At 64.9% G+C, this 22,308-nt stretch carries 17 protein-coding genes; 13 read left to right on the forward strand and 4 right to left on the reverse strand.

Going from position 1 to position 22,308, the window contains the following annotated elements; translation table 11 throughout:
* The first annotated feature begins 278 nt into the window (after positions 1-278).
* The 8 genes from P0R31_RS16880 to P0R31_RS16915 all read left to right on the forward strand — a co-directional run bounded on the left by P0R31_RS16880 (position 279) and on the right by P0R31_RS16915 (position 10,484).
* Positions 279-1,670 (forward strand): MFS transporter, encoded by a 1,392-nt coding sequence (locus P0R31_RS16880; RefSeq protein WP_275514990.1) that lies wholly within the window; start codon positions 279-281, stop codon positions 1,668-1,670.
* A gap of 129 nt (positions 1,671-1,799) precedes the next feature.
* A complete protein-coding gene (locus P0R31_RS16885) occupies positions 1,800-2,228 on the forward strand; it encodes a globin family protein (RefSeq protein WP_275514991.1) in 429 nt (142 codons plus the stop codon).
* A 10-nt stretch (positions 2,229-2,238) separates the two neighbouring features.
* Positions 2,239-3,456: an NAD(P)/FAD-dependent oxidoreductase gene (locus P0R31_RS16890; RefSeq protein ID WP_275514992.1), complete on the forward strand. Its 1,218-nt coding sequence runs from the start codon at positions 2,239-2,241 to the stop codon at positions 3,454-3,456.
* 1 nt (position 3,457) lies between these two features.
* Positions 3,458-6,160, forward strand: coding sequence for a nitrate reductase (locus P0R31_RS16895; protein WP_275514993.1), 2,703 nt, complete (start codon positions 3,458-3,460; stop codon positions 6,158-6,160).
* Between the two features lie 300 nt (positions 6,161-6,460).
* A complete protein-coding gene (locus tag P0R31_RS16900) occupies positions 6,461-7,357 on the forward strand; it encodes an SMP-30/gluconolactonase/LRE family protein (RefSeq protein WP_275514994.1) in 897 nt (298 codons plus the stop codon).
* An 18-nt stretch (positions 7,358-7,375) separates the two neighbouring features.
* Complete coding sequence (locus P0R31_RS16905) at positions 7,376-8,215, forward strand: aldo/keto reductase (protein WP_275514995.1); 840 nt, start codon at positions 7,376-7,378, stop codon at positions 8,213-8,215.
* A gap of 187 nt (positions 8,216-8,402) precedes the next feature.
* Positions 8,403-9,344, forward strand: coding sequence for a DMT family transporter (locus P0R31_RS16910; protein WP_275515043.1), 942 nt, complete (start codon positions 8,403-8,405; stop codon positions 9,342-9,344).
* Between the two features lie 60 nt (positions 9,345-9,404).
* Entirely contained in the window at positions 9,405-10,484 is a 1,080-nt protein-coding gene (locus P0R31_RS16915) for a zinc-binding dehydrogenase (protein WP_275514996.1), read from the forward strand.
* A 5-nt stretch (positions 10,485-10,489) separates the two neighbouring features.
* On the opposite strand, the gene ppk2 is transcribed toward P0R31_RS16915, so the two are convergent.
* Entirely contained in the window at positions 10,490-11,410 is a 921-nt protein-coding gene (gene ppk2 / locus P0R31_RS16920) for a polyphosphate kinase 2 (RefSeq protein WP_275514997.1), read from the reverse strand.
* Between the two features lie 93 nt (positions 11,411-11,503).
* Positions 11,504-11,965 (reverse strand): Lrp/AsnC family transcriptional regulator, encoded by a 462-nt coding sequence (locus P0R31_RS16925; RefSeq protein WP_027571162.1) that lies wholly within the window; start codon positions 11,963-11,965, stop codon positions 11,504-11,506.
* Between the two features lie 131 nt (positions 11,966-12,096).
* Between P0R31_RS16925 and P0R31_RS16930 the strand changes: the two genes are divergently transcribed.
* Both P0R31_RS16930 and P0R31_RS16935 read left to right on the forward strand, forming a co-directional pair.
* The gene (locus tag P0R31_RS16930) at positions 12,097-14,460 is read left to right on the forward strand and encodes a transketolase (RefSeq protein ID WP_275514998.1); all 2,364 of its coding nucleotides are present in this window, start codon (positions 12,097-12,099) and stop codon (positions 14,458-14,460) included.
* A gap of 210 nt (positions 14,461-14,670) precedes the next feature.
* Positions 14,671-16,101, forward strand: coding sequence for an aldehyde dehydrogenase family protein (locus tag P0R31_RS16935; RefSeq protein WP_275515045.1), 1,431 nt, complete (start codon positions 14,671-14,673; stop codon positions 16,099-16,101).
* Positions 16,102-16,294: 193 nt separating this feature from the next.
* Here the strand turns inward: P0R31_RS16935 and P0R31_RS16940 are convergent, their stop codons facing one another.
* On the reverse strand, positions 16,295-17,272 hold the full coding sequence (locus P0R31_RS16940) for an SMP-30/gluconolactonase/LRE family protein (protein ID WP_275514999.1): 978 nt from the start codon (positions 17,270-17,272) through the stop codon (positions 16,295-16,297).
* A gap of 90 nt (positions 17,273-17,362) precedes the next feature.
* Between P0R31_RS16940 and P0R31_RS16945 the strand changes: the two genes are divergently transcribed.
* Positions 17,363-18,187, forward strand: a complete 825-nt coding sequence (locus P0R31_RS16945) for an NAD-dependent epimerase/dehydratase family protein (protein WP_275515000.1) — start codon at positions 17,363-17,365, stop codon at positions 18,185-18,187.
* A 600-nt stretch (positions 18,188-18,787) separates the two neighbouring features.
* A complete protein-coding gene (locus tag P0R31_RS16950) occupies positions 18,788-19,201 on the forward strand; it encodes a hypothetical protein (protein ID WP_275515001.1) in 414 nt (137 codons plus the stop codon).
* Positions 19,202-19,253: 52 nt separating this feature from the next.
* On the opposite strand, the gene P0R31_RS16955 is transcribed toward P0R31_RS16950, so the two are convergent.
* Positions 19,254-20,225 carry a transporter gene (locus P0R31_RS16955; RefSeq protein ID WP_275515002.1) on the reverse strand — a complete coding sequence of 324 codons (972 nt, stop codon included), beginning with the start codon at positions 20,223-20,225 and terminating at the stop codon, positions 19,254-19,256.
* Between the two features lie 365 nt (positions 20,226-20,590).
* Here P0R31_RS16955 and P0R31_RS16960 point away from each other — a divergent pair, with 365 nt between their 5' ends.
* Positions 20,591-22,303, forward strand: coding sequence for an IlvD/Edd family dehydratase (locus P0R31_RS16960; RefSeq protein WP_275515003.1), 1,713 nt, complete (start codon positions 20,591-20,593; stop codon positions 22,301-22,303).
* The last annotated feature ends 5 nt before the right edge of the window (positions 22,304-22,308 follow it).

A 22,308-nucleotide genomic window follows, 5' to 3' on the forward strand; every position in this document is an offset into this window, starting at 1 on the left:
CGTCGCACAGGGATTGAGCGAAACGCAAATTTAGCGTGCGGAAAAGCCCTGCAAACAATTCGGGCAATACGAATAACATCCTGAAATCCCTGTGTTTCCTGGGTGCGCGCAATTGGCACGGAAATTGAAGCGTCTTTGCGCGACGCCAACGACGACGTCCCTCAACATCATCAATCAGCATCGTGATCTCGCCACCGGGGGTGAAGCCTCGGAGCGCGCCTCCGTGATCGGAGGCAGAGCCTGCAACGACGCAGCGGTGAGCCTGGAAGGGATACTCAATGTCAAAAAATCCGACCCTGAACTCCAGCTGGATTTCAGACTGGCGCCCCGAGGATGAGGCGTTCTGGAACACGACTGGCAAGTCGATCGCGCGGCGCAACCTGATCTGGTCCATCGTCGCCGAACATATCGGCTTCTCGGTCTGGCTGATCTGGAGCATCGTCACCACCAAGCTGCCGCAGGCCGGCTTCCACTACACCACCGACCAGCTGTTCCAGCTCGTCGCCGTGCCGGGCCTGATCGGCGCCTTCATGCGCTTTCCTTACACCTTCGCAGTGACGACGTTCGGCGGCCGCAACTGGACCATCTTCAGCGCGGCGATCCTGTTCATCCCGACGTTGTCGCTTGCCTATTTCGTCAGCCAGCCCGATACGCCGTTCTGGCTCATGCTGCTGGTCGCCTCGACCGCGGGTCTCGGCGGCGGCAATTTCGCCTCCAGCATGACCAACATCTCCTTCTTCTTTCCCGACCGGATGAAGGGATGGGCGCTCGGCCTCAACGCGGCCGGCGGCAATATCGGTGTCTCCAGCGTGCAGCTCCTGACCCCGATCCTGATGACGCTCGCCGTCTTCAACCTGTTCCAGGCGACGCCCGTCGACGGCATCTTCCTGCAGAATGCCGGCCTGATGTGGGTGCTGCCGATCGGCATCGCGGTGTTCGGCGCGGTGTTCTTCATGAACAACCTCACCACGGCGAAATCGTCGGTGAAGAACCAGCTCGCGATCGTCAAGCGCAAGCACACCTGGATCATGGCGTATCTCTATATCGGCACGTTCGGATCCTTCATCGGCTACTCGGCGGCGTTTCCGCTGCTGCTGAAGACGCAATTCCCGAACGTGACGATCTCGATCGCCTTCCTGGGACCGCTGGTCGGCTCGCTGTCGCGCCCGCTCGGCGGCTGGCTCGCAGACCGGGTCGGCGGCTCCATCATCACGTTCTGGAACTTCATTGTGATGGCGGGCGCCACGGTCGGCGCGCTCTACTTCGTGGGGCACAAGGATTTCATCGGCTTCCTGTCGATGTTCCTGATCCTGTTCGTGACGACGGGCATCGGCAACGGCTCGACCTACCGCATGATCCCCTCGATCTTCCGCGAGGAGAACCTGTTCAAGGTGCGCGGCAAGGGCGATGCGGCACGCGGCGCTGCCCTGAAGACCGCGAGCATCGAGAGCGGCGCGGCGGTCGGCTTCATCGGCGCGGTCGGTGCCGTCGGCGGCTATCTGATCCCGAGCGGCTTCGGCAAGTCGATCGCCATGACCGGCGGGCCGCAGCTCGCGCTCGTGGTCTATCTCGGCTTCTACGCCTCCTGCCTCGCTCTGACCTGGTGGTTCTACCTGCGTCGCAGCCCGCAGGGTGAGGGCGCGCCAAGCCTCGCGGAGGCGCGTGTGTGAGCACGACAAACTGGCACGAATGTCGCTTCTCCCCGTACGCGGGGAGAAGTCTCTCTGATGACGTTTGATCCATGAACTTTGTCCGCAATGGCGCGGACGAAGGCAGACCGAAACAGACAGGAGAACATCATGACGCCCGAGCAGATTACCCTCGTTCAGCAGAGCTTCGCCAAGGTCGCGCCGATTTCGGAAGCCGCCGCGGTGCTGTTCTACGACCGCCTGTTCGAGGTGGCGCCGTCCGTGCGCGCGATGTTTCCCGAGGACATGACCGAGCAGCGCAAGAAGCTGATGGGCATGCTCGCCGCCGTGGTCGGCGGCCTGTCGAACCTGGAGTCGATTCTTCCCGCGGCCTCCGCGCTCGCCAAGCGTCACGTCGACTATGGCGCCAAGGCCGAGCACTACCCCGTGGTCGGCGCGACCTTGCTGTGGACCCTCGAGAAGGGCCTTGGCGAGGCCTGGACGCCCGAACTCGCCACAGCCTGGACCGACGCCTACGGCGTGTTGTCCGGCTACATGATTTCCGAGGCCTACGGCGCGCAAGCGCAGGCCGCCGAATAGGAGATGCGTTGTGAGTGAACCGCTGGTCATCGTCGGCAACGGTATGGCGGCCGCGCGTCTGGTCGACGAGCTCGCCAAGACCGCGCTCGGCCGCTACGCGGTCGCCGTGATCGGCGAAGAGCCACGGCTCGCTTACAATCGCGTGCTCCTCTCCTCCGTGCTGGCGGGCGAGACCGGCTCGCACGAGATCGAACTGCGGCCGGCCGGTTGGTGGCGAGACCGCGGCGTCACGGTGCGCTACGGCTATCGCGTCAGCGAGATCGATGTCGGCCGCCGTGAGCTCAAGATCGCGGGCGAGGAGAGCATGGAATATTCCAAGCTCGTGCTCGCCACGGGATCGACGCCGCTGCGGCTCAACGTGCCAGGCGCCGATCTCTCAGGCGTGCACACGTTCCGCGACACTCGCGACGTCGACCTGCTACTGACACTGGCCGCGGCCAGGAAGCGCGTCGTCGTGGTCGGCGGCGGCCTGCTCGGGCTGGAAGCGGCCTACGGTCTCGCCAAGGCCGGCGCGCCCGTGACGCTGCTGCATCTGATGGATCGGCTGATGGAGCGTCAGCTCGACGCGCCCGCGGCCGATCTGCTCAAGACGCTGGTCGAGCGCAAGGGTATCCGCGTCATGCTCAATGCCGCGACGGCCCGCATCCACGGCGACGGCCACGTCCAGGCGGTCGAGCTCGCCGATGGCAGCCGTATCGAGGCCGATGCGGTGATCTTCGCCGCCGGCATCAAGCCGAACGTCGCGCTGGCGAAAGAGGCGGGGATCGCGGTCAACCGCGGCGTCGTCGTCGACGACGTGATGCAGACCTCTGCGTCCGACATCTTTGCGCTCGGCGAATGCGCCGAGCATCGCGGCACCTGCTATGGCCTGGTCGAGCCCGCCTACGAGCAGGCGCGCGTGCTGGCGCGACATCTGGCCGGCCGGCCCGCCGCCTATCAGGGCAGCGTGGTCTCGACCAATCTGAAGGTCTCCGGCGTCAGCGTGTTCTCCGCCGGCGACTTCATGGGCGGGGAGGGCAGCGAGAGCCTCGTGCTGTCGGATCGCAGGCGCGGCACTTACAAGAAGCTCGTCATCGCCGACGGTCGGCTCACCGGGGCGGTGCTGATCGGCGATACGATCGATGCGCTCTGGTACCTCGAGCTGATCCGCAATCGCGACAAGGTCGCTTCGATCCGCACCGACATGATGTTCGGCCGCGCGCTGGCGCAGCCTTCGAAAGCGGCGTGATATGACGGCGATCGATCCAAATCTCCGCACCACCAAGACCACGTGTCCCTATTGCGGCGTCGGCTGCGGCGTCCTGGCGACGCCCGACGGCAAGGGCGGCGCGGCGATCGCGGGCGACCCCGATCATCCCGCCAATTTCGGCCGGCTGTGCTCAAAGGGCTCCGCGCTCGGCGAGACCGTCGGCCTGGAAGGGCGGCTGCTCTATCCCATGATCCGCTGCAAGGGCGTGCTGGAGCGCGTCGCCTGGAGCGATGCGCTGGACCACGTCGCCCATCGCATGCAGCACATCGTGGCGCGCGACGGAGCCAACGCGGTCGCGTTCTATCTTTCCGGCCAGCTCCTCACCGAAGACTATTACGTCGCCAACAAGCTGATGAAGGGGTTTGTCGGCACCGCCAATGTCGACACCAATTCCCGGCTCTGCATGTCGTCCTCGGTTGCCGGCCATCGACGCGCTTTCGGCGCCGACACGGTGCCTGGCTGCTATGAGGATCTCGATCAGGCCGATCTGCTCGTCTTCGTCGGCTCGAACGCGGCCTGGTGTCATCCGGTGCTGTTCCAGCGCATGGTGAAGAACAGGCAGGAGCGCGGCGCCCGCATGATCGTGATCGATCCGCGCCGCACCGATACCGCCAGCGATGTCGACCTGTTCCTCGGCCTCAAGCCCGGCACCGACACCGCGCTGTTCTCCGGCCTGTTCGTGCATCTCGCCGACAATGGCGTGCTGGACCAGGATTACATCGCGCAGAACACGTCTGGCTTCGATGATGCGCTGGCGCGCGCGCGCAACATCGCCGGCAGCGTCACTGCGACCGCGCTCGCCACGGGCCTCTCCGAGCCGGACGTTGCCGCCTTCTTCAGGATGTTCCGCGACACCGAGAAGGTGGTCACGCTCTATTCGCAAGGCGTCAACCAGTCGGCACAGGGGACCGACAAGGTCAACGCCATCCTGAACTGCCATCTCGCCACGGGGCGCATCGGCAAGCCGGGCGCCTCGCCGTTCTCGCTGACCGGCCAGCCCAACGCGATGGGCGGCCGCGAGGTCGGCGGCCTCGCCAACATGCTCGCCGCCCATATGGGCTTCACGCCGCCCGACATCGACCGCGTCAGACGGTTCTGGAAGGCGCCGCGCATCGCCACCCATGAGGGGCTGAAAGCGGTGCAGCTGTTCGAGGCGATCAACCGCGGCGAGGTCAAGGCGCTCTGGGTGATGGGCACCAACCCCGCGGTGTCGTTGCCCGATGCCGACATGGTGCGCGATGCCCTGAAGAAGCTCGAACTCTTCGTGGTGTCCGAGAACGTGCTCTCCAACGATACGGTCGCGGCCGGCCCGCACGTGCTGCTGCCGGCGCTGGCCTGGGGCGAGAAGTCGGGCACGGTGACCAATTCGGAGCGGCGCATCTCGCGCCAGCGCGCGTTCCTGCCGGCGCCGGGCGAAGCGCGTCCCGACTGGTGGATCCTGAGCGAGACTGCAAAGCGTCTCGGCTTCGGCGACAGCTTCAATTACAAATCGGCCGCCGATATCTTCCGCGAGCATGCCGCGCTCTCGGCGTTCGAGAACAATGGCAGCCGCGATTTCGACATCGGCGCGCTGACCTCGCTGTCGGACGAAGCCTTCGATGGTTTGAAGCCGGTGCAATGGCCGGTGCGCGAAGGCGGGACGCCCGGCGAGCGCTTCTTCGCGCAAGGCGGCTTCTTCACCAATGACGGCAAGGGCCGCTTCGTTGCGCCGGAGGTGCCGGCGCTGCGCGGCGAGACCGGCCCGTCGCGTCCCCTGAGGCTCAACACCGGGCGCATCCGCGACCAGTGGCACACCATGACCCGCACGGGGATGAGCCAGCGCCTGGGCGCGCATCTGCCCGAGCCTTTCGTCGAGATCCATCCCGACGACGCCGGCAAATACGGCATCGTCCATGACGGCTATGCCCGCATCACCACCGATTACGGCCAGTGCATCCTGAAGGTCGTCGTCAGCGATCGGCAGCAGCGCGGCACCCTGTTCGTGCCGATCCATTGGAGCGCAATGAACGCCTCGCACGGCCGCGTCGGTGCGCTGGTAGCACCGTTCACCGATCCGTTCTCGGGACAGCCGGAAGCCAAGGCGACGCCGGCCGCGATCGCGCCTTACGAATTCGTCTTCCGCGGTTTTGCACTGTCGCGCAAGCCGCTCGATCTGCCGCAGAACCTGTTGTGGACGCGCGTGACCGTCAGCGGCGGCTTCGGCTATCTCTTCGCCGACAACGCGGATCTCGCCCGCTGGCCCGCCTGGCTCGAGAACCTCGCCGGCGAGGACGTTGCCGAATATCGCGATTTCGGCGGCGGGGTTTTTCGCGCGGCTTCGTTTGTTGGGGATCGAATCGAGACCTGCCTGTTCGTCGGCCCGGCGCACGATGCCGGCGACTGGGAGGTGGTGAAGAGCCTGTTCGCGGCCGATCAGGTCACCGACGAGCAGCGTCGCATGCTGCTCTCAGGCAAGTCCTGCGAAGGCGCGGCCTCGACCGGCCCCATCGTCTGCGCCTGCTTCGGCGTCGGCCGCGGCACCATCTGCGACAGCATCGCTGGCGGCGCGCGCACGACCGCCGAAATCGGCGCCAAGCTCAAGGCCGGCACCAATTGCGGCTCCTGCATCCCCGAGCTGAAACGCCTGATCGCCACGACGGAAGTGCCTGCACAGCAGGCGAAGGTCGCAGGCGTGGCGGGGTAGGGAGGGCGTTCTCAGTCGTCGCTGCAGCTTCCCCTGTCATCGCTCGGCTTGACCGGGCGATCCAGTATCCCAGAGACGACAGTGATGGAATCGAGAAGCCGCGGCGTACTGGATTCCCCGCTTGCCGCCTACGCTAAAGCTTCGGCGCGCCCAAGAACCGAAACCTCGGCGAAGCCTTGGCGTAGCCGGGTCGCGGGGAATGACAGTGAGGGGGAGGCGCCACGCGCCCACGCCAATCGACGCGCTCGCTATTGTGCCGTATGCTGCCGCGCTGTCCCCTCAACGCGCACAAGAACAACCATGTACCTGGAAACGCCGCCGCGCCTGATCGAGACCAGGCTGTTCACCGCCATGCCCGAAAAGTTTCGCCGCAAGGGCGTGCGAACCGATTGGGCCGATGCCAACCGGCCGAACATACCGACCGAGAGCTTCATCGAGGGGCCGTCCTTCGACAAGGACGGCAATCTCTACATCGTCGACATTCCGTTCGGCCGCATCTTTCGTATCGCGCCCGACGGCGAATGGTTGCTCGTGATCGAATATGAGGGCTGGCCGAACGGGCTGAAGATCGCAGCCGACGGACGCATCCTGATCGCGGACTACAGGCACGGCATCATGGAACTCGATGCCGAAGCCGGCCGCGTCAAGCCGGTCGTGACCGGGCGCAATTCGGAATCGTTTCGCGGCTGCAACGACCTGCATCTCGCCTCCAACGGCGATATCTATTTTACCGACCAGGGGCAGACCGGCCTGCACGATCCGAGTGGCCGGGTTTATCGGCTGGCATCGAACGGCCGCCTCGATTGCCTGCTCGACACCGGGATAAGCCCCAACGGTCTCGTGCTCGACCCGACCGAGACTGTGCTGTTCGTCGCGATGACGCGCGACAACGCGGTGTGGCGGCTGCCGTTCATGAAGGACGGCAGCGTGTCCAAGGTCGGCCGCTTCTGCTCGCTGTTCGGCACGAGCGGTCCTGACGGCATGACCATGGATGCCAAGGGCCGCCTGTTCGTCGGTCATGCCTCGCTCGGCCATGTCTTCGTGTTCGCGCCGAACGGGGAACTGATCGCGCGGATCAAGTCGTGCGCGGGACCGAACTGCACCAATGTCGCGGTCGGTGGCGAAAACAAGGATCGGCTCTATATCACGGAGTCGGCGACGGGCAGCGTGCTGGTTGCCGACATCAGTGATCTCTAGAGCCTCTGAGGGAATAACATGAACACAAAACCCTTTGGCAAGACCGGCGCAAACGTCTCCGTCATCGGACAGGGCACCTGGTATCTCGACCACGGCGACCGCAAGCGCGCGATCGCGGCGCTGCAGCGCGGGCTCGATCTCGGCATGACCCACATCGACACCGCCGAGATGTACGGCGATGCCGAGCTCGTCATTGCGGATGCGATCGCAGGCCGGCGCGATGAACTGTTCCTCGTTTCGAAAGTGCTGCCCAGCAACGCCTCGCGCCGCGGCACCATCACCGCCTGCGAGCGCTCGCTGAAGCGACTGAAGACCGACCGGCTCGACTGTTATCTGTTGCACTGGCGCGGCTCCTATCCGCTGGAGGACACCGTCGCTGCGTTTGAAGAGTTGGTGCAATCAGGCAAGATCAAATCCTGGGGCGTCTCCAATTTCGATGCCGACGATCTCGACGAGATTCTCGAAGTCTCCGGCGAGGGCCGGATCGCCTGCAACCAGGTGCTCTATCATCTGAAGGAGCGCGCGATCGAGCATGCGGTGGTCCCGTGGTGCGAACGGCACAATGTTGCCGTCGTGGCCTACTCGCCGTTCGGCCACGACGATTTCCCCGCAAGCAGCAGCAAGGGCGGTGCCGTGCTGGCGCGCATCGCGGAAGCGCATCGTGCGACGCCGCGTCAGGTCGCGCTGAGCTTCCTCACCCGTGCCACTACGGTGTTCGCGATCCCAAAGGCCTCGTCCGCGGAACATGCCGGCGAGAATGCGGCGGCGGGCGATCTCGTGCTGACGAAAGACGAGGTTGCCGCGCTCGACGCGGTATTTCCGCGCGGGCCGAAGCCGCGCGGCCTGCCCATGCTGTAGTGCACAACGGGCAATATTAACGGAGCATTGACGCGCGCGGCGGCTCGCGCATATCGGCATCCTGTTTTCGGAAGTTGTGAACGCGGGGCATTTGTCATTTTTTACGGCTGTTCTCGATTCGCATTTTGCCCGGGTTCCAGCCGTGACACCGCCGCCCGCCGCAGCCGCAAGGCTCGACAGTATTCCCATGCCTGTGCCGGAGAAGAAGCAGGAGGCTCGCCGCGCCCCTGCGCGCGTCGATCATCCCTTCAAGGGCATCGCGCTGATCCTGCTCTCGACGGTGTTTCTCGGCTGCTCCGACGTCACTGCGAAATATCTTTCGACCAGCCTGCCCTCGATCGAGATCACCTGGATCCGGTTCCTGACCTTCACGCTGCTGTTCACGCCCGTGATGCTGCCCGCCTCGCCGTTCTATGCGATGCGGACCAAGCGTCCCGGCCTGCACGTGATGCGCGGGGCGGCCCTACTCGGCTCCTCGTTGTTCTTCATCACGGGCCTCGGCTTCCTGCCGATCGCGGAGGCGTCCGCCACCGGTTTCGTCGCGCCGCTGTTCGTCACGGCGCTCTCGATCGTGTTTCTCGGCGAGAAAGTCGGCATGCGCCGCTGGCTCGCCACCGCGCTCGGCTTGATCGGCGTGCTGATCATCCTGCGCCCGGGCACCAGCGCGTTTCACCCCGCCGCAGTCTTTCCGTTGGTCTCGGCGGCGTGCTGGGCCGGCACGCTGATCCTGACGCGGATGATGAGCGGACGCGAAGCCGTCGTCACCACCATGGCTTATTCCTCGCTCACCGGCCTTGCCATCCTCACCGCGATCGTGCCGTTCGTCTGGGTGACGCCGTCCTGGACCGCGATCGCGCTCGGTATCTTCATCGGCGTCGCCTCGACCGCGGGCCAGTGGATCGTCGTGCTCGCCTATCGCTACGGCGATGCCTCGGTGCTGGCGCCGTTCTCCTACTCCCAACTGTTGTGGGTCAGCATTCTCGGCTTCTTCATCTTCGGCGAGGTTCCGAGCATCTGGACCGTCGTCGGTGCAGCCTTCATCGTCGCCAGCGGTCTCTACATCGCGCATCGAGAGCGCGTCCGCCGCGCCCAGCTGCTGGTGCTGGAAGAGCGCTCGCCGAACGCCTGACGCAAGTTCGCAGCTGCCGCGTCGTGCTATCGACGGCTCCAACGATCAGGGAGGAGCCGGATGCGCGCCGCGATTTTCAGGAACGGTGAAATTGTCGTAGGCCGGATGGCCGAGCCGACGCCGGCCCCAGGCCAGGTTCTGGTCAAGACGCTCGCCTGCGGCATCTGCGGCTCCGATCTGCACGCGCGCCAGCACGCCCATCGCATGGTGGAGATGGCGCGGAAGACCGGACGCAAGCCGATGGATCTCAGCCGCGACGTCGTGTTCGGCCACGAGTTCTGCTGCGAGATCGTCGACTACGGCGCCGGCACATCGCGCAAGCTGAAGCCGGGAACCCAGGTCTGCTCGCTTCCCGCGCTGGTGACGCCGCAGGGCATCGAAGGGATCGGCTATTCCAACGACAATATCGGCGGCTATGCCGAGGCGATGCTGCTGAGCGAAGCGCTGCTGCTCGAAGTACCCAATGGCCTCGCGCCGGAGCATGCCGCGCTCACCGAGCCGCTCGCCGTCGGCGTTCATGCCGTCGCCAAAGCCAATATCCGTGGCGGCGAGGTGCCGCTCGTGATCGGCTGCGGCCCGGTCGGGCTTGCGGTGATCGCGGCGCTGCGGATCAAGGGCCTGCATCCGATCATCGCGGCCGACTATTCGCCGGCGCGGCGCGCGCTCGCCGCAAAACTCGGCGCCGACATCGTCGTCGATCCCCGCACGTCGCAGCCTTATGCGACCTGGGCCGAGCACGCGCAGATGTCGGAGGCCGAGAAGGCGGCGCGGCCGCCGTTCCAGGCCATGCTGCCCGCGCTGAAGCCCGCCATCATCTTCGAATGCGTCGGCGTGCCCGGCCTGTTGCAGCAGGTATTCGAGGGTGCCCCGCGCTATGCGCGCATCGTCGTGGTCGGCGTCTGCATGGAGAGCGACAGAAGCGAGCCCATGCTCGCCATCATGAAGGAGCTCAACGTCCAATACGTGCTCGGCTACACCCCGGAGGAGTTTGCTGCGTCGCTGCGCCTGATCGCGGAAGGGCAGGTTGACGCGGCCGCGATGGTCACCGCCGAAGTCGGCCTCGACGGCGTCGCCAAGGCCTTCGCCGATCTCGCCAACCCCGAAGCCCACACCAAGATCATCGTGCAGCCGTGGCGGTAGGAGTGTCAATATTTCGCCGGCACGTACATCTCCGGCGGGACCGGGCCTCGCTGATAGTCGGGATGTCGCACGCGCGGCGGCAGCGTCACCGGCGCCCGCACGACCTCCTGGTACGGGATCTGAGTCAATAGATGTGCGATGCAGTTGAGCCGGGCGCGCTTCTTGTCCACGGCGTCGACGATCCACCACGGGCTATCCGGCAGATGCGTGTGCTCCAGCATCGTCTCCTTGGCCTTGGTGTACGCCTCCCAGCGACTGCGGGACTCGACGTCCATCGGGCTCAGCTTCCACTGCTTGAGCGGATCCTTGATCCGCATGGTGAAGCGGAACTGCTGCTCGTCGTCGGTGATCGAGAACCAGTATTTGACCAGGATGATGCCGGAGCGGATCAGCATGCGCTCGAACTCCGGCACCGTCTTGAAGAACTCCTGATACTCGTTCTCCGAGCAGAAGCCCATGACGCGCTCGACGCCGGCGCGGTTGTACCAGCTGCGATCGAACAGCACGATCTCGCCGCCGGCCGGCAGGTGCGCGACGTAGCGCTGGAAATACCATTGCGTGCGCTCGCGCTCGTTCGGCGCCGGAAGCGCCGCGACGCGGCAGATGCGGGGATTGAGGCGCTGGGTGATGCGCTTGATCACGCCGCCCTTGCCGGCGGCGTCGCGGCCTTCGAACAGCACCACGACCTTCTTCCTCTCGCTCTGCACCCAATCCTGGAGCTTGATCAACTCGCCCTGGAGGCGAAGCAGTTCCCGGAAATAGAGCCTGCGATCAACCGTCGGTTTCAGGGTTCCGGTCTCGTCGAGGAGCTCGTCGAGACGGGCATCATCCAGCTCCATCTCAAGTTCCTCGTCGAGATCGTCGGCCATTTCCTGGATGATGCGCTCGCGCTTGGAGATCTCGGATTTGCGATCGGCTGCGGTCATGGGTCCTTCTCTCCGCTAGGATGCCAGTTACCAACGACCATCGGCGGGCTTTGTTGCGCCCATGTGACAACCCGCCAATACCTCGGAGCCAGGTCACACCGGCAGCGCGATCGAGTACTTAACCTGGCTGAGCGCAAAGCTGGACTCGATTGAGGCAATGCCGTCGAGCCGGGTCAGCTTGGTCTTCAGGAACGTCTCGTAGGAGGCGAGGTCGGCGGCGACGACGCGGAGCAAATAGTCGCGATTTCCGGTCATCAGATAGCATTCCAGCACCTCGTCCCATTTCGAGATGGCGCGGGCGAAGCGGTTGAGATCCTCCTCCTTCTGCCGTGCCAGCTTGATCGAGATGAAGACGCTGACGTGCAGTCCCAGCGCCTTCTGGTCGACGGTTGCGACATAGCGCGAGATGACACCGCGCTCCTCCAGGAGCTTGACCCGCCGATGGCAGGGCGAGACCGAGAGCCCGACCTTGTCGGCGAGCTCCTGCATGGTCAGGCGGCTGTCGTTCTGAAGGTGGCTGAGGATCTTGCGGTCGATGGCGTCGAGCTCGGGCATTGGGATGAAACCTGCATTTTGTCCGCTACGTTGGTAAAGTATCCCAATATCGGCGGGTATGGCGCGAAAAATTGAGAAGTTTGACGCACCGCGCAGGCGTATGATCGGTGCATATTTCCCGGAGCATCGCCATGCCCGTTGATCCCGCCCGTCTCGAAATCCTGACCGCCCTCAGCCGCAAGGCGCTGTGGCTGTCGTCCTGGATCATCCACCACGCCAACCACATCCGCTCCAATGCGGATGGCCTCAAGGTCGGCGGCCACCAGGCCTCGTCCGCCTCGCTCGCCACCATCATGTCGGCGCTGTACTTCCACGTGCTGCGCCCTGAGGACCGCGTCGCGGTGAAGCCGCATGCGAGCCCGGTGTTCCACGCCATCCAGTATTTGTTCGGCCGGCAGAGCCGCGAAAAGCTGGAGGATTTTCGCGGCTTCAAGGGCGCCCAGTCCTATCCCTCGCGCACCAAGGACGTCGACGACGTCGATTTCTCCACCGGCTCGGTCGGCCTCGGCGTCGCGCAGACGCTGTTCTCTTCGCTGGTGCAGGACTACGTCAAGGCGCATGGCTGGATGAAGGACCGCCGCGAGGGGCGGATGATCGCGCTCGTCGGCGATGCCGAGATGGACGAGGGCAACATCTTCGAGGCGCTCGCGGAGGGCTGGAAGCACGGCCTGCGCAACACCTGGTGGGTGGTCGACTACAACAGGCAGTCGCTCGACGCCGTCGTGCGCGAAGGTCTATGGGAAAAGTTCGAGACCATGTTCCGCAATTTCGGCTGGGACGTCGTCATCGTGAAATACGGCCGCCTGATGCGCGAAGCCTTCGCGGAGCCCGGCGGCGAGGCGCTGAAGACGTGGATCGACAATTGCCCGAACGCGCTCTATGCGGCGCTGTGCTTCCAGGGCGGCGCGGCCTTTCGAAAGCATCTGCATGACGAGATCGGCGACCAGGGCCCGATCACCAAGTTGATCGAAAAGCGCAGCGACGAGGAGCTCTTGGCGCTGATGTCGAATCTCGGCGGCCACGACATGGCGAGCATGCTGGAGGCGTTCGACGCGATCGATCACGACCGCCCGGTCTGCTTCATCGCCTACACCATCAAGGGCGTCGGCCTGCCGTTTCAGGGCCACAAGGACAACCACGCCGGCCTGATGACTGTTACGCAGATGGAGAAATACCGCGACAGCCAGAACATCCGGCCCGGACACGAATGGGACAAGTTCGAAGGGCTGCCGCAGGATGCAGCCGAGCTCGAGGCTTTCCTCGCGCGGGTGCCGTTCAACCAGGATGGCCGCCGGCTCACGGCGCCCGTCGTCGAGGTGCCGCAACAGCTCGCCTTCAAGCCGTCGCCGCAGATGTCGACCCAGCAGGGCTTTGGCCTCGTGCTGAACGAGATCGCGCGCAGCGACAGCGAGCTGGCCAGGCGCATCGTCACAACCTCGCCGGACGTCACCGTCTCCACCAATCTCGGCCCCTGGGTCAATCGCCGCGGCCTGTTCGCGCGGGCCGAGAAGGCGGATCTATTCCGCAGCGAGAAAATTCCCTCGACCTACAATTGGGATGCTTCGCCGAAGGGCCAGCACCTGGAGCTCGGCATCGCCGAGATGAACCTGTTCATCATGCTCTCGGCGCTCGGCCTGTCGCACCAGATCAACGGCGAGCGGCTCTTGCCGGTCGGCACGCTCTACGATCCCTTCATCGAGCGCGGGCTCGACGCGCTGAACTATGCCTGCTACCAGGACGCCCGCTTCATGGTGGCGGCGACGCCGTCCGGCATCACGCTCGCCCCCGAAGGCGGTGCGCATCAGTCGATCGCGACGCCGCTGATCGGCATGGCGCAGGACGGGCTGGCTTCCTTCGAGCCTGCCTTCGTCGACGAGCTCGCCGTGATCATGGCTTTCGGCTTCGAGCACATGCAGCGCGAGCCGGGCGAGGGCGGCTCGGTCTATCTGCGGCTCTCGACGCGCTCAATCGAGCAGGCGCAGCGGATCATGACACCGGAGCTGCGACAGGGCATCACCGATGGTGCCTATTGGCTGCGCAAGCCGGGGCCGAATGCCGAGGTCGTGATCGCCTATACCGGCGCGGTCGCGCCCGAAGCGATCGAGGCGACCGGCTTCATCGGCGAGAGCCGCCGCGACGTCGGCCTGCTCGCGATCACCTCGGCCGATCGTCTCCATGCGGGGTGGACCGCCGCGCGGAAATTGCGGCGCGACCGCCGCGGCGTGCAGCATCTCAGCCATATCGAGAAGCTGCTGGCGCCGCTGCCTCGCGACTGCGGGATCGTGACCGTGATCGACGGCCATCCCGCCGCGCTCGGCTGGCTCGGCAGCGTCCGTGGCCATCGCGTCGAGGCGCTCGGTGTCGAGCAGTTCGGCCAGACCGGCAGCATCGCGGACCTTTATCGGCACTACGGCATCGACGCCAACGCCATCATCGATGCGGCCGAAAGCCTCACCACCGGCGCGCCGGTGCTGCATCGGAAGATGGCGGTGTAGTCGAGGTAACTGCCTCGTCATTCCGGGGCGGCTCGGAGAGCCGAACCCGGAATGACGGCTGAGAGAATCTTGCCACGTTCCCGCCATCGGCTCATATAACCTCCGCTCGCCGCAACGCTGGCCCCGCATATGGCGGGTTCAATTGCCGGCGCTTTCGTGCAAGGATGCCTGCCGAAACGCCCCCTCCAAGCCCCCAAGAAGAGGTTAATGATGGTCAATCGCATGCAATTCTACATCGACGGCGCCTGGGTCGATCCCGCCGTCAAGAAGTCCACCGCCGTGATCAATCCGGCGACGGAAGAGGCGATGTACGAGGTTGCGCTCGGCTCCAAGGCCGATGTCGACAAGGCGGTCGCCGCCGCCAAGCGCGCTTTCGCGACTTTCTCCCAGACCAGCCGCGAGGAGCGCGTCGCGCTGCTCAGCAAGGTCATCGAGATCTACAAGGGTCGCCTCAAGGAGATCGGCGCCGCCGTCTCCGACGAGATGGGCGCACCGCTGCCGATGGCGGAGAAGCTGCAGGCCGGCGCCGGCCTCGGCCATCTCATGACCACACTCGACGTGCTCAAGAACTATCATTTCGAGGAGCCGGTCGGCACCGCCATGGTGCTGCGCGAGCCGATCGGCGTGGTCGGCATGATCACGCCCTGGAACTGGCCGCTGAACCAGATCGCCTGCAAGGTGGCGCCCGCGCTCGCCGCCGGCTGTACCATGATCCTGAAGCCCAGCGAGTTCACGCCGACCTCGGCGCTGATCTTCGCGGAAATCCTCCATGAGGCCGGCGTGCCCAAGGGCGTGTTCAACCTCGTCAACGGTCTCGGCCCCGAGGTCGGCGCCGCCATGAGCGAGCACCCCGACATCGACATGATCTCCTTCACCGGCTCGACCCGCGCCGGCATCGACGTTGCGAAGCGCGCAGCGCCCACCGTGAAGCGCGTCAGCCAGGAGCTCGGCGGCAAGTCGCCGAACGTCATCCTCGAAGGCGCCGACCTCACGAAGGCGGTGACCGGCGGCGTGATGCACATGTTCAACAATTCCGGCCAGTCCTGCAACGCGCCCTCGCGCATGATCGTGCCGCTCTCGAAGATGAAGGAGGTCGCCGCGATCGCCAAGGCCGTCGCCGACAAGACCAAGGCCGGTGATCCCCGCGCCGAAGGCACCACCATCGGCCCGGTGGTCAATCGCGGCCAGTGGGACAAGATCCAGGGCCTGATCAAGAAGGGCATCGACGAGGGCGCAACCCTCGTCGCCGGCGGCCCGGGCCTGCCCGAGGGCGTCAACAAGGGCTTCTATGTCCGCCCGACCATCTTCGCGGACGTCACCCCTGACATGACGATCGCGCGCGAGGAGATCTTCGGGCCGGTGCTGACCATCATCGGTGCCAAGGACGAAGCCGACGCGGTCAAGATCGCCAACGATACGCCGTATGGCCTCGCCGGCTACGTCACCGGCCCGACGGTCGAGGACGCCAAGCGCGTCGGCCGCCAGATCCGCGCCGGCAACGTCAACCTGCAGGGCGTGCCCAACGACCGCACCGCGCCGTTCGGCGGCTACAAGCAGTCCGGCAACGGCCGCGAATGGGGCAAGTTCGGCCTCGAGGACTTCCTCGAGGTGAAGGCGGTCGCCGGCTTCAACGCGGCGTAAGCGTTAGCCCGAGCAAACCAAACGCCGGAGCGGACAACCGCTCCGGCGTTTTTCGTTTTGCTCCGTCGTCATTCCGGGGCGTCCCGAAGCGACGAACCCGGAATCCATTTGGCCGCAGATTCTGCCGCACGATGGATTCCGGGCTCGCGCCGAAGACGGCGCGCCCCGGAATGACGGCGGAGAGAGGTGCGCGCTATCCCCCAACCGCTCCCTGCGTGTTCACATACAGCGCATAGATCGACTGGCTCGCGGCCATGAACAGGCGGTTGCGCTTGACGCCGCCGAAGCAGACATTGGCGCAGCGCTCGGGCAGGGCGATGCGGCCGATCATGACGCCGTCGGGTGCGAACACCACCACGCCGTCGAGCTCGGGATCGCCCATGCCCCAGCCGCACCAGAGATTGCCGTCGATGTCGCAGCGCATGCCGTCGGGCGTGCCCGGCCCGGCATCGATATGGACGCGCTTTTTTGCGATCGTGGTCCCCTCGGGCGAAACGTCATAGGCGAGGATCTTGCGGTTCGGCACGCCCCGCGATTCCACGACATACAAGATCTTTTCGTCCGGCGAGAAGCACAGCCCGTTCGGCCCGAGCACGCCCTCGGCGACGATGGTCGCCTTGCCGGTCTCGGGATCGAGTCGATAGACGTTGGGCTCGATCTCGGGCTCGGCCTTGTAGCCCTCGTAATTGCCGAGCAGGCCGAAGGTCGGATCGGTAAACCAGATCGAGCCGTCCGATTTAACAACGACATCGTTCGGCGAGTTCAACCGCTTGCCGTTGAATTGATCCATCAGCACGGTGATGCTGCCGTCATACTCGGTGCGCACCACGCGCCGGCCGCCGTGCTCGCAGGTGATGAGCCGGCCTTCCCGGTCGCGCGTGTTGCCGTTGGCAAAATTCGAGGGCTTGCGGAACACGCTGACGGCGCCGGTCTCTTCCTCCCATTTGAGGATGCGCTGGTTCGGGATGTCGCTGCACAGCAGATAACGCCCGTCACCGAACCATACCGGCCCCTCGGCCCAGCGCAGGCCGGTCGCCAGCCGCTCCACCGCCGAAAGCTTCAGCCAGTATTTTTCGAAGCGGGGATCGAATGCCCTGATCGCGGGATCGGGGTAACAGGTCGCCGGCCGCCAGCCTGGCCGTTCCTCCGTGTGGGACGATGCCTCATTCATGCCGGTTCTCTCGTTTCGTTCCCTCTGGACAATCCTGCTATCATTAGGGACACGTGATCGCAAATTCGGTCACCAACGGCGAGGGACGACATGCCGCGTATTCTGATGACGGGAGCTTCGGGCGGGATCGGCACGAGCCTGCGGAAGCTGTTGCCGCCGATCTACCCGGATCTCCTACTGTCCGATATCAAGCCGCCGGCTGATCTCAGCCCCGATGAAAAATTCAAGGCCGCGGACCTCGCCGACCTCGCGCAATGCGAGGCGATCTGCGAGGGCGTCGACGGCATCCTGCATTTCGGCGGCTATTCGGTCGAAGGCACCTGGGATCAGATCCTCCAGGCCAACATCATCGGCGGCTACAATCTGTTCGAGGCGGCGTACCGCAAGGGCGTCAAGCGCGTGGTGTTCGCCTCGTCGAACCACGCCGTCGGCTTCTATCCGCGCCATCACAAGATCGGCACCGACGTCACCCCGCGCCCCGACGGCCGCTATGGTGTCAGCAAGGTGTTCGGCGAGGCCGTCGGCGCGCTCTACGCCGACAAGCATGGGCTGAAGGTGACTTGCCTTCGCATCGGCAATTTCGGCGACATGCCGCTCGACAAGCGCCGGCTCTCGATCTGGCTCAAGCCCGACGATCTCGTGCAGCTCTGCCGCATCGGACTCGAGCATCCCGACATCCATTTCGAGATCTTCTACGGCGCCTCCTTCAACGAGCGCGCCTGGTGGGACAACCACCGCGCCTACGAATTCGGCTATCGCCCGACAGGCCGCGCCGAAGATTTCCGCGAGCACGCCATGGCCGAGCAGGCCAAGCTGAAGCCTGATCCGGTCGGCGATTACTTCCAGGGCGGCACGTTCTGCAGCATGGAGTTCGACGCCGATCCGGGTCGTGTGATCGACTGGAATAAGCGGTAGAGAACGGTGGCAGTTCAGCGCAAGTCGTTCGGGACGTGCTGTAACGACATGAATGATGCGCTTACTCTGCCGCAGAAGCGCTTCTTCTTTGTCCAACAGGATACCGGTGTCCTGTATCTGACTGTGGGAGGCGTCAACACAGATCGAGGAATGGGTTGGTTCGACCAAGCGGTCCTTTTCTGTCCGTTTTGCGGAACGCAGCTTCAAACGCGCGACGAGATCAGGCCAGCAACGATCTAGCGCTTGGTGCTACAGCCCATGCTGTTGCCACGGCGCAGGCACGCCCCCTTGCCCCATTCTTGGAGGCCGCGACGAGCTTCGCTCGCGCTCAGAGGGTTTGGCGGAGGGGATTCTCATCGCGCGAACGCTGAGCGTGGACATGTAGTCTCTCACCACGCGTCATTGCGAGCGCAACGAAGCAATCCAGAATCTTTGCGCGGAGGGATGCTGGATTACTTCGCTGCGCTCGCAACCCCGTGCTGTGGGAGCATTGCTCGCCCATACGCCGGTGACTCGCCGCGCTTCCTTTGACCTGGGTCAACACGCTCCGGAGATCGTCTGGCTCTCGATAAGCTGCGATCCTGTTCGAGAGCCACGACAATGAAACTCAAATTGTCAGTCTTCGCAATGCTCGCGACGATCGTGCCGGGGCCGTCGAAAGCCGCACCCCTCAGCGACGCCGAAGCGACGTTCCTCGATCAACTCGTCACCGCATCCGTGGTGCTCGAACAGCGATGCGACGGTTACGAGGTCGATGGCAGCGGCAGCGTTCAACTCGGCGCCCGACTGCTCGGCAGCCCCGAGGCGGCGATGGCGATCATCGACGCCTATGCTGCGGCCATCAAGGCTCGCGATGGCGACAGCTACGATCCCCGCAAGTTCCGTCCCGAGGTGTCGGACGCGGCGAGCAGAACGTTCAGACGCGTCCGTACGGATTTGATCAGAAACCCGAACAGGGCTTGTGCCGACTATGGTGAGGCGAGCGTGGATCGCGGGCTGTTGAGACGTTACTGAACAATCCTCAGCGTACGGCCGCAGCCCCGCCGATTCCTCTGCGTGCCAGGCGTCAGAAATGCAGGTTGACACGCAACAGTGCCTGGTGCCGCTCGAACTGATCGAGGTTGAGGCTGCGAACCTCGCCGATCGCCTGGCCGGCAACCTGCATCTGCCAGGTGCCGGAGACGCCGACCTCCTTCGAGATGTTGTAGGAGAAGGTTGGGCCAGCAAAGACTGCGTCTCCCAAAAAGCGGTCGAGGCCGCCGCCGTCATAGGCCCGCGCGTAGCGTACGCCGAGGCCGAGCACGAAGTCGGGATGCACTGCATACGAGATCGCGGCCTGGAGCTGCATCTCGGAATCGTGTCGCCAAAGATTGGTTGAAATTTCGCGGGTTCCGCCGGTCCCGTACCAGACGTTGAACGCGGCGAACAGCCTGTCCTTGACCAGCTCGCGATCGAACAGCGCGGCAAACTCTGCGCCATATTGCGCGATGTGCATGCCGCTGCCGTCGTCGATCCGGCTCCAGCCGGGCTGCGCATGGAGGGTCAGCCCAAAGGGCGCGACGGCGCGATCGAGCAGCTTGTAGCGCAGTTCGAGCGCCACCCCGCCGAAAGCGAGGTCGCGATGATCGGCAAGTCCCGGAACGCCATTGATGTGATGTCCGGTCAGCGCGAATCCCGGCGCGATCCGGAAGTTGTCCGAGACCGTATATTTGACCTGATTGAGATTGGCCCAGGCTGCGTAAGTGCCGGAACGCTTGCCGAACGCGCCGACATTCTCGAACTCGACCTCCATTTCGCCGGGCTTGCCGATGTCGGAGCCCATGCTGAACCCGAAGATGTGCTCGGTGTCGATGTCCGAATGAGCCGACGGCAAACCTCCCGCCAGCTTGCTGACGCCGGGGGCCGGTGCTGAGCCGGGCCAGGCAAGGGCGAGGCCGCGTGGACCGTCGTCGGCAGAGGCGGAGACGCAACTCGCCAGATGACCGGCGACGACAATTGCGGCCGCTATTGCGCCCCGGAAGCTCAACTTTCTCAGCACGACATCCACCAACCCGCGCGAACCAAGGACACTGATCGACGCAAGGAGCTTGGTTCACGCGAAGCCCTTGCTATTGCAAGTCATTCGCAACAAAGATTCCACAGAATGGCCGGGCGTGCAACTACTTGCTAATCATTCTTAGTTGCGTTCGATGGAATTCACTTCGGCTGGCGGCGGGTCGGGTCCAGATCCACGCTGGAGAGGCTGGAAACGGGAGATTCCCTGCGCGTTCGGCGCCGTCCCGTGCGGCAATGCCGTGCGGTGCCCAGGAGTGCCAGAAACCAAGCGTCAGGCCTGCAAGTCGAGTTATTGACAATCAGGGCGCTGGCCTTACCACCACGACAAAAGCTGAAGGGAGCGCCCTGATGACGAGTGGCTTGCGCAAGGGTCTGACGAGCTATGGCGATGCCGGTTTCTCGCTGTTCCTGCGCAAGGCGTTCATCAAGGCCATGGGCTATTCTGACGACGCGCTGGAGCGCCCGATCGTCGGCATCACCAACACCTATAGCGACTACAATCCCTGCCACGGCAACGTCCCGCAGATCATCGAAGCTGCCAAGCGCGGCGTGATGCTGTCGGGCGCGATGCCGTTCGTGTTCCCGACCATCTCGATCGCGGAGAGCTTTGCGCATCCGACCTCGATGTACCTGCGCAATCTGATGGCGATGGACACCGAGGAGATGATCCGCGCCCAGCCGATGGATGCGGTGATCGTGATCGGCGGCTGCGACAAGACGCTGCCGGCGCAGGTGATGGCCGCGATCAGCGCCGACCTGCCGACTGTGGTCATCCCCGTCGGGCCGATGGTGGTCGGTCATCACAAGGGCGAGGTGCTGGGGGCCTGCACCGATTGCCGCCGTCTCTGGGCGAAATATCGCGCCGGCGACATGGATGATTCCGAGATCGAGGCGGTGAATGGCCGCCTCGCGCCGTCGGTCGGCACCTGCATGGTGATGGGCACGGCCTCGACCATGGCCTGCATGATCGAGGCGATGGGCCTGTCGCTCCCGATGAGCGCGACGATTCCGGCGCCTCATGCCGAGCGCTTCCGTCTCGCCGAGGCCAGCGGCAAGGTTGCCGCGGAGATGGCCAAGACCAAGGGTCCGAAGCCGAGCGAAGTGTTGACGCCGGCCTCGTTCAAGAACGCGCAAGTCGTGCTGCAGGCGATCGGCGGCTCGACCAACGGCTTGATCCATCTGACCGCGATGGCGCATCGCTCGCCGCACCGGCTCGATCTCGCAGCGTTCGACCAGATCGGCCGCGAGGTGCCGGTCCTGGTCGATCTCAAGCCATCCGGCGAGCACTATATGGAGCACTTCCACCACGCCGGCGGGGTGCCGAAGCTGCTGGCGCAGCTCGGCGATCTCGTCGATCTCGATGCCAGGACCATCAGCGGCCAGACGCTGCGTGAGATCGCGGCGAATGCGGAGGACGTGCCGGGCCAGGATGCCATCCGCCCGCGCGACAATCCGATCAAGAAGGAGGGCGGCCTCGCCATCCTGCACGGCAATCTCGCCCCGCGCGGCGCGGTCATCAAGCAATCGGCCGCGAGCCCGAAGCTGCTGCAGCACACCGGGCGCGCCGTCGTGTTCGAATCCGTCGAGGACATGACCTTGCGGGTCGACGATCCCGATCTCGACGTCAACGCCGACGACGTGCTGGTGCTGCGCAATGCCGGCCCGAAGGGCGCGCCGGGCATGCCGGAAGCCGGCTATCTGCCGATCCCGAAGAAGCTCGCGCGCGGCGGCACCAAGGACATGGTGCGCATCTCGGATGCGCGCATGAGCGGCACCGCGTTCGGCACCATCGTGCTGCACATCACCCCGGAATCCGCCGTCGGCGGACCGCTGGCGCTGGTTGAGAACGGCGACATGATCCGCCTCGATGTGGCCAAGCGCAGCATCGAGCTCCTGGTCGATGCCGCCGAGCTGGAGCGGCGCCGCGCTGCGTTGAAGCCGGTGGCCGCGCCGGAAGAGGCGCGGCGCGGCTACGCCTGGCTGTTCAACGAGACCATCCTGCAGGCCGACGAGGGCTGCGATTTCGACTTCATGCAGAGGACGGGCCCCGCGAAGGGCTGAGCCGC

Origin of the sequence: Bradyrhizobium yuanmingense (genome assembly GCF_029167105.1) — a bacterium.
Taxonomy (GTDB): domain Bacteria; phylum Pseudomonadota; class Alphaproteobacteria; order Rhizobiales; family Xanthobacteraceae; genus Bradyrhizobium; species Bradyrhizobium yuanmingense_A.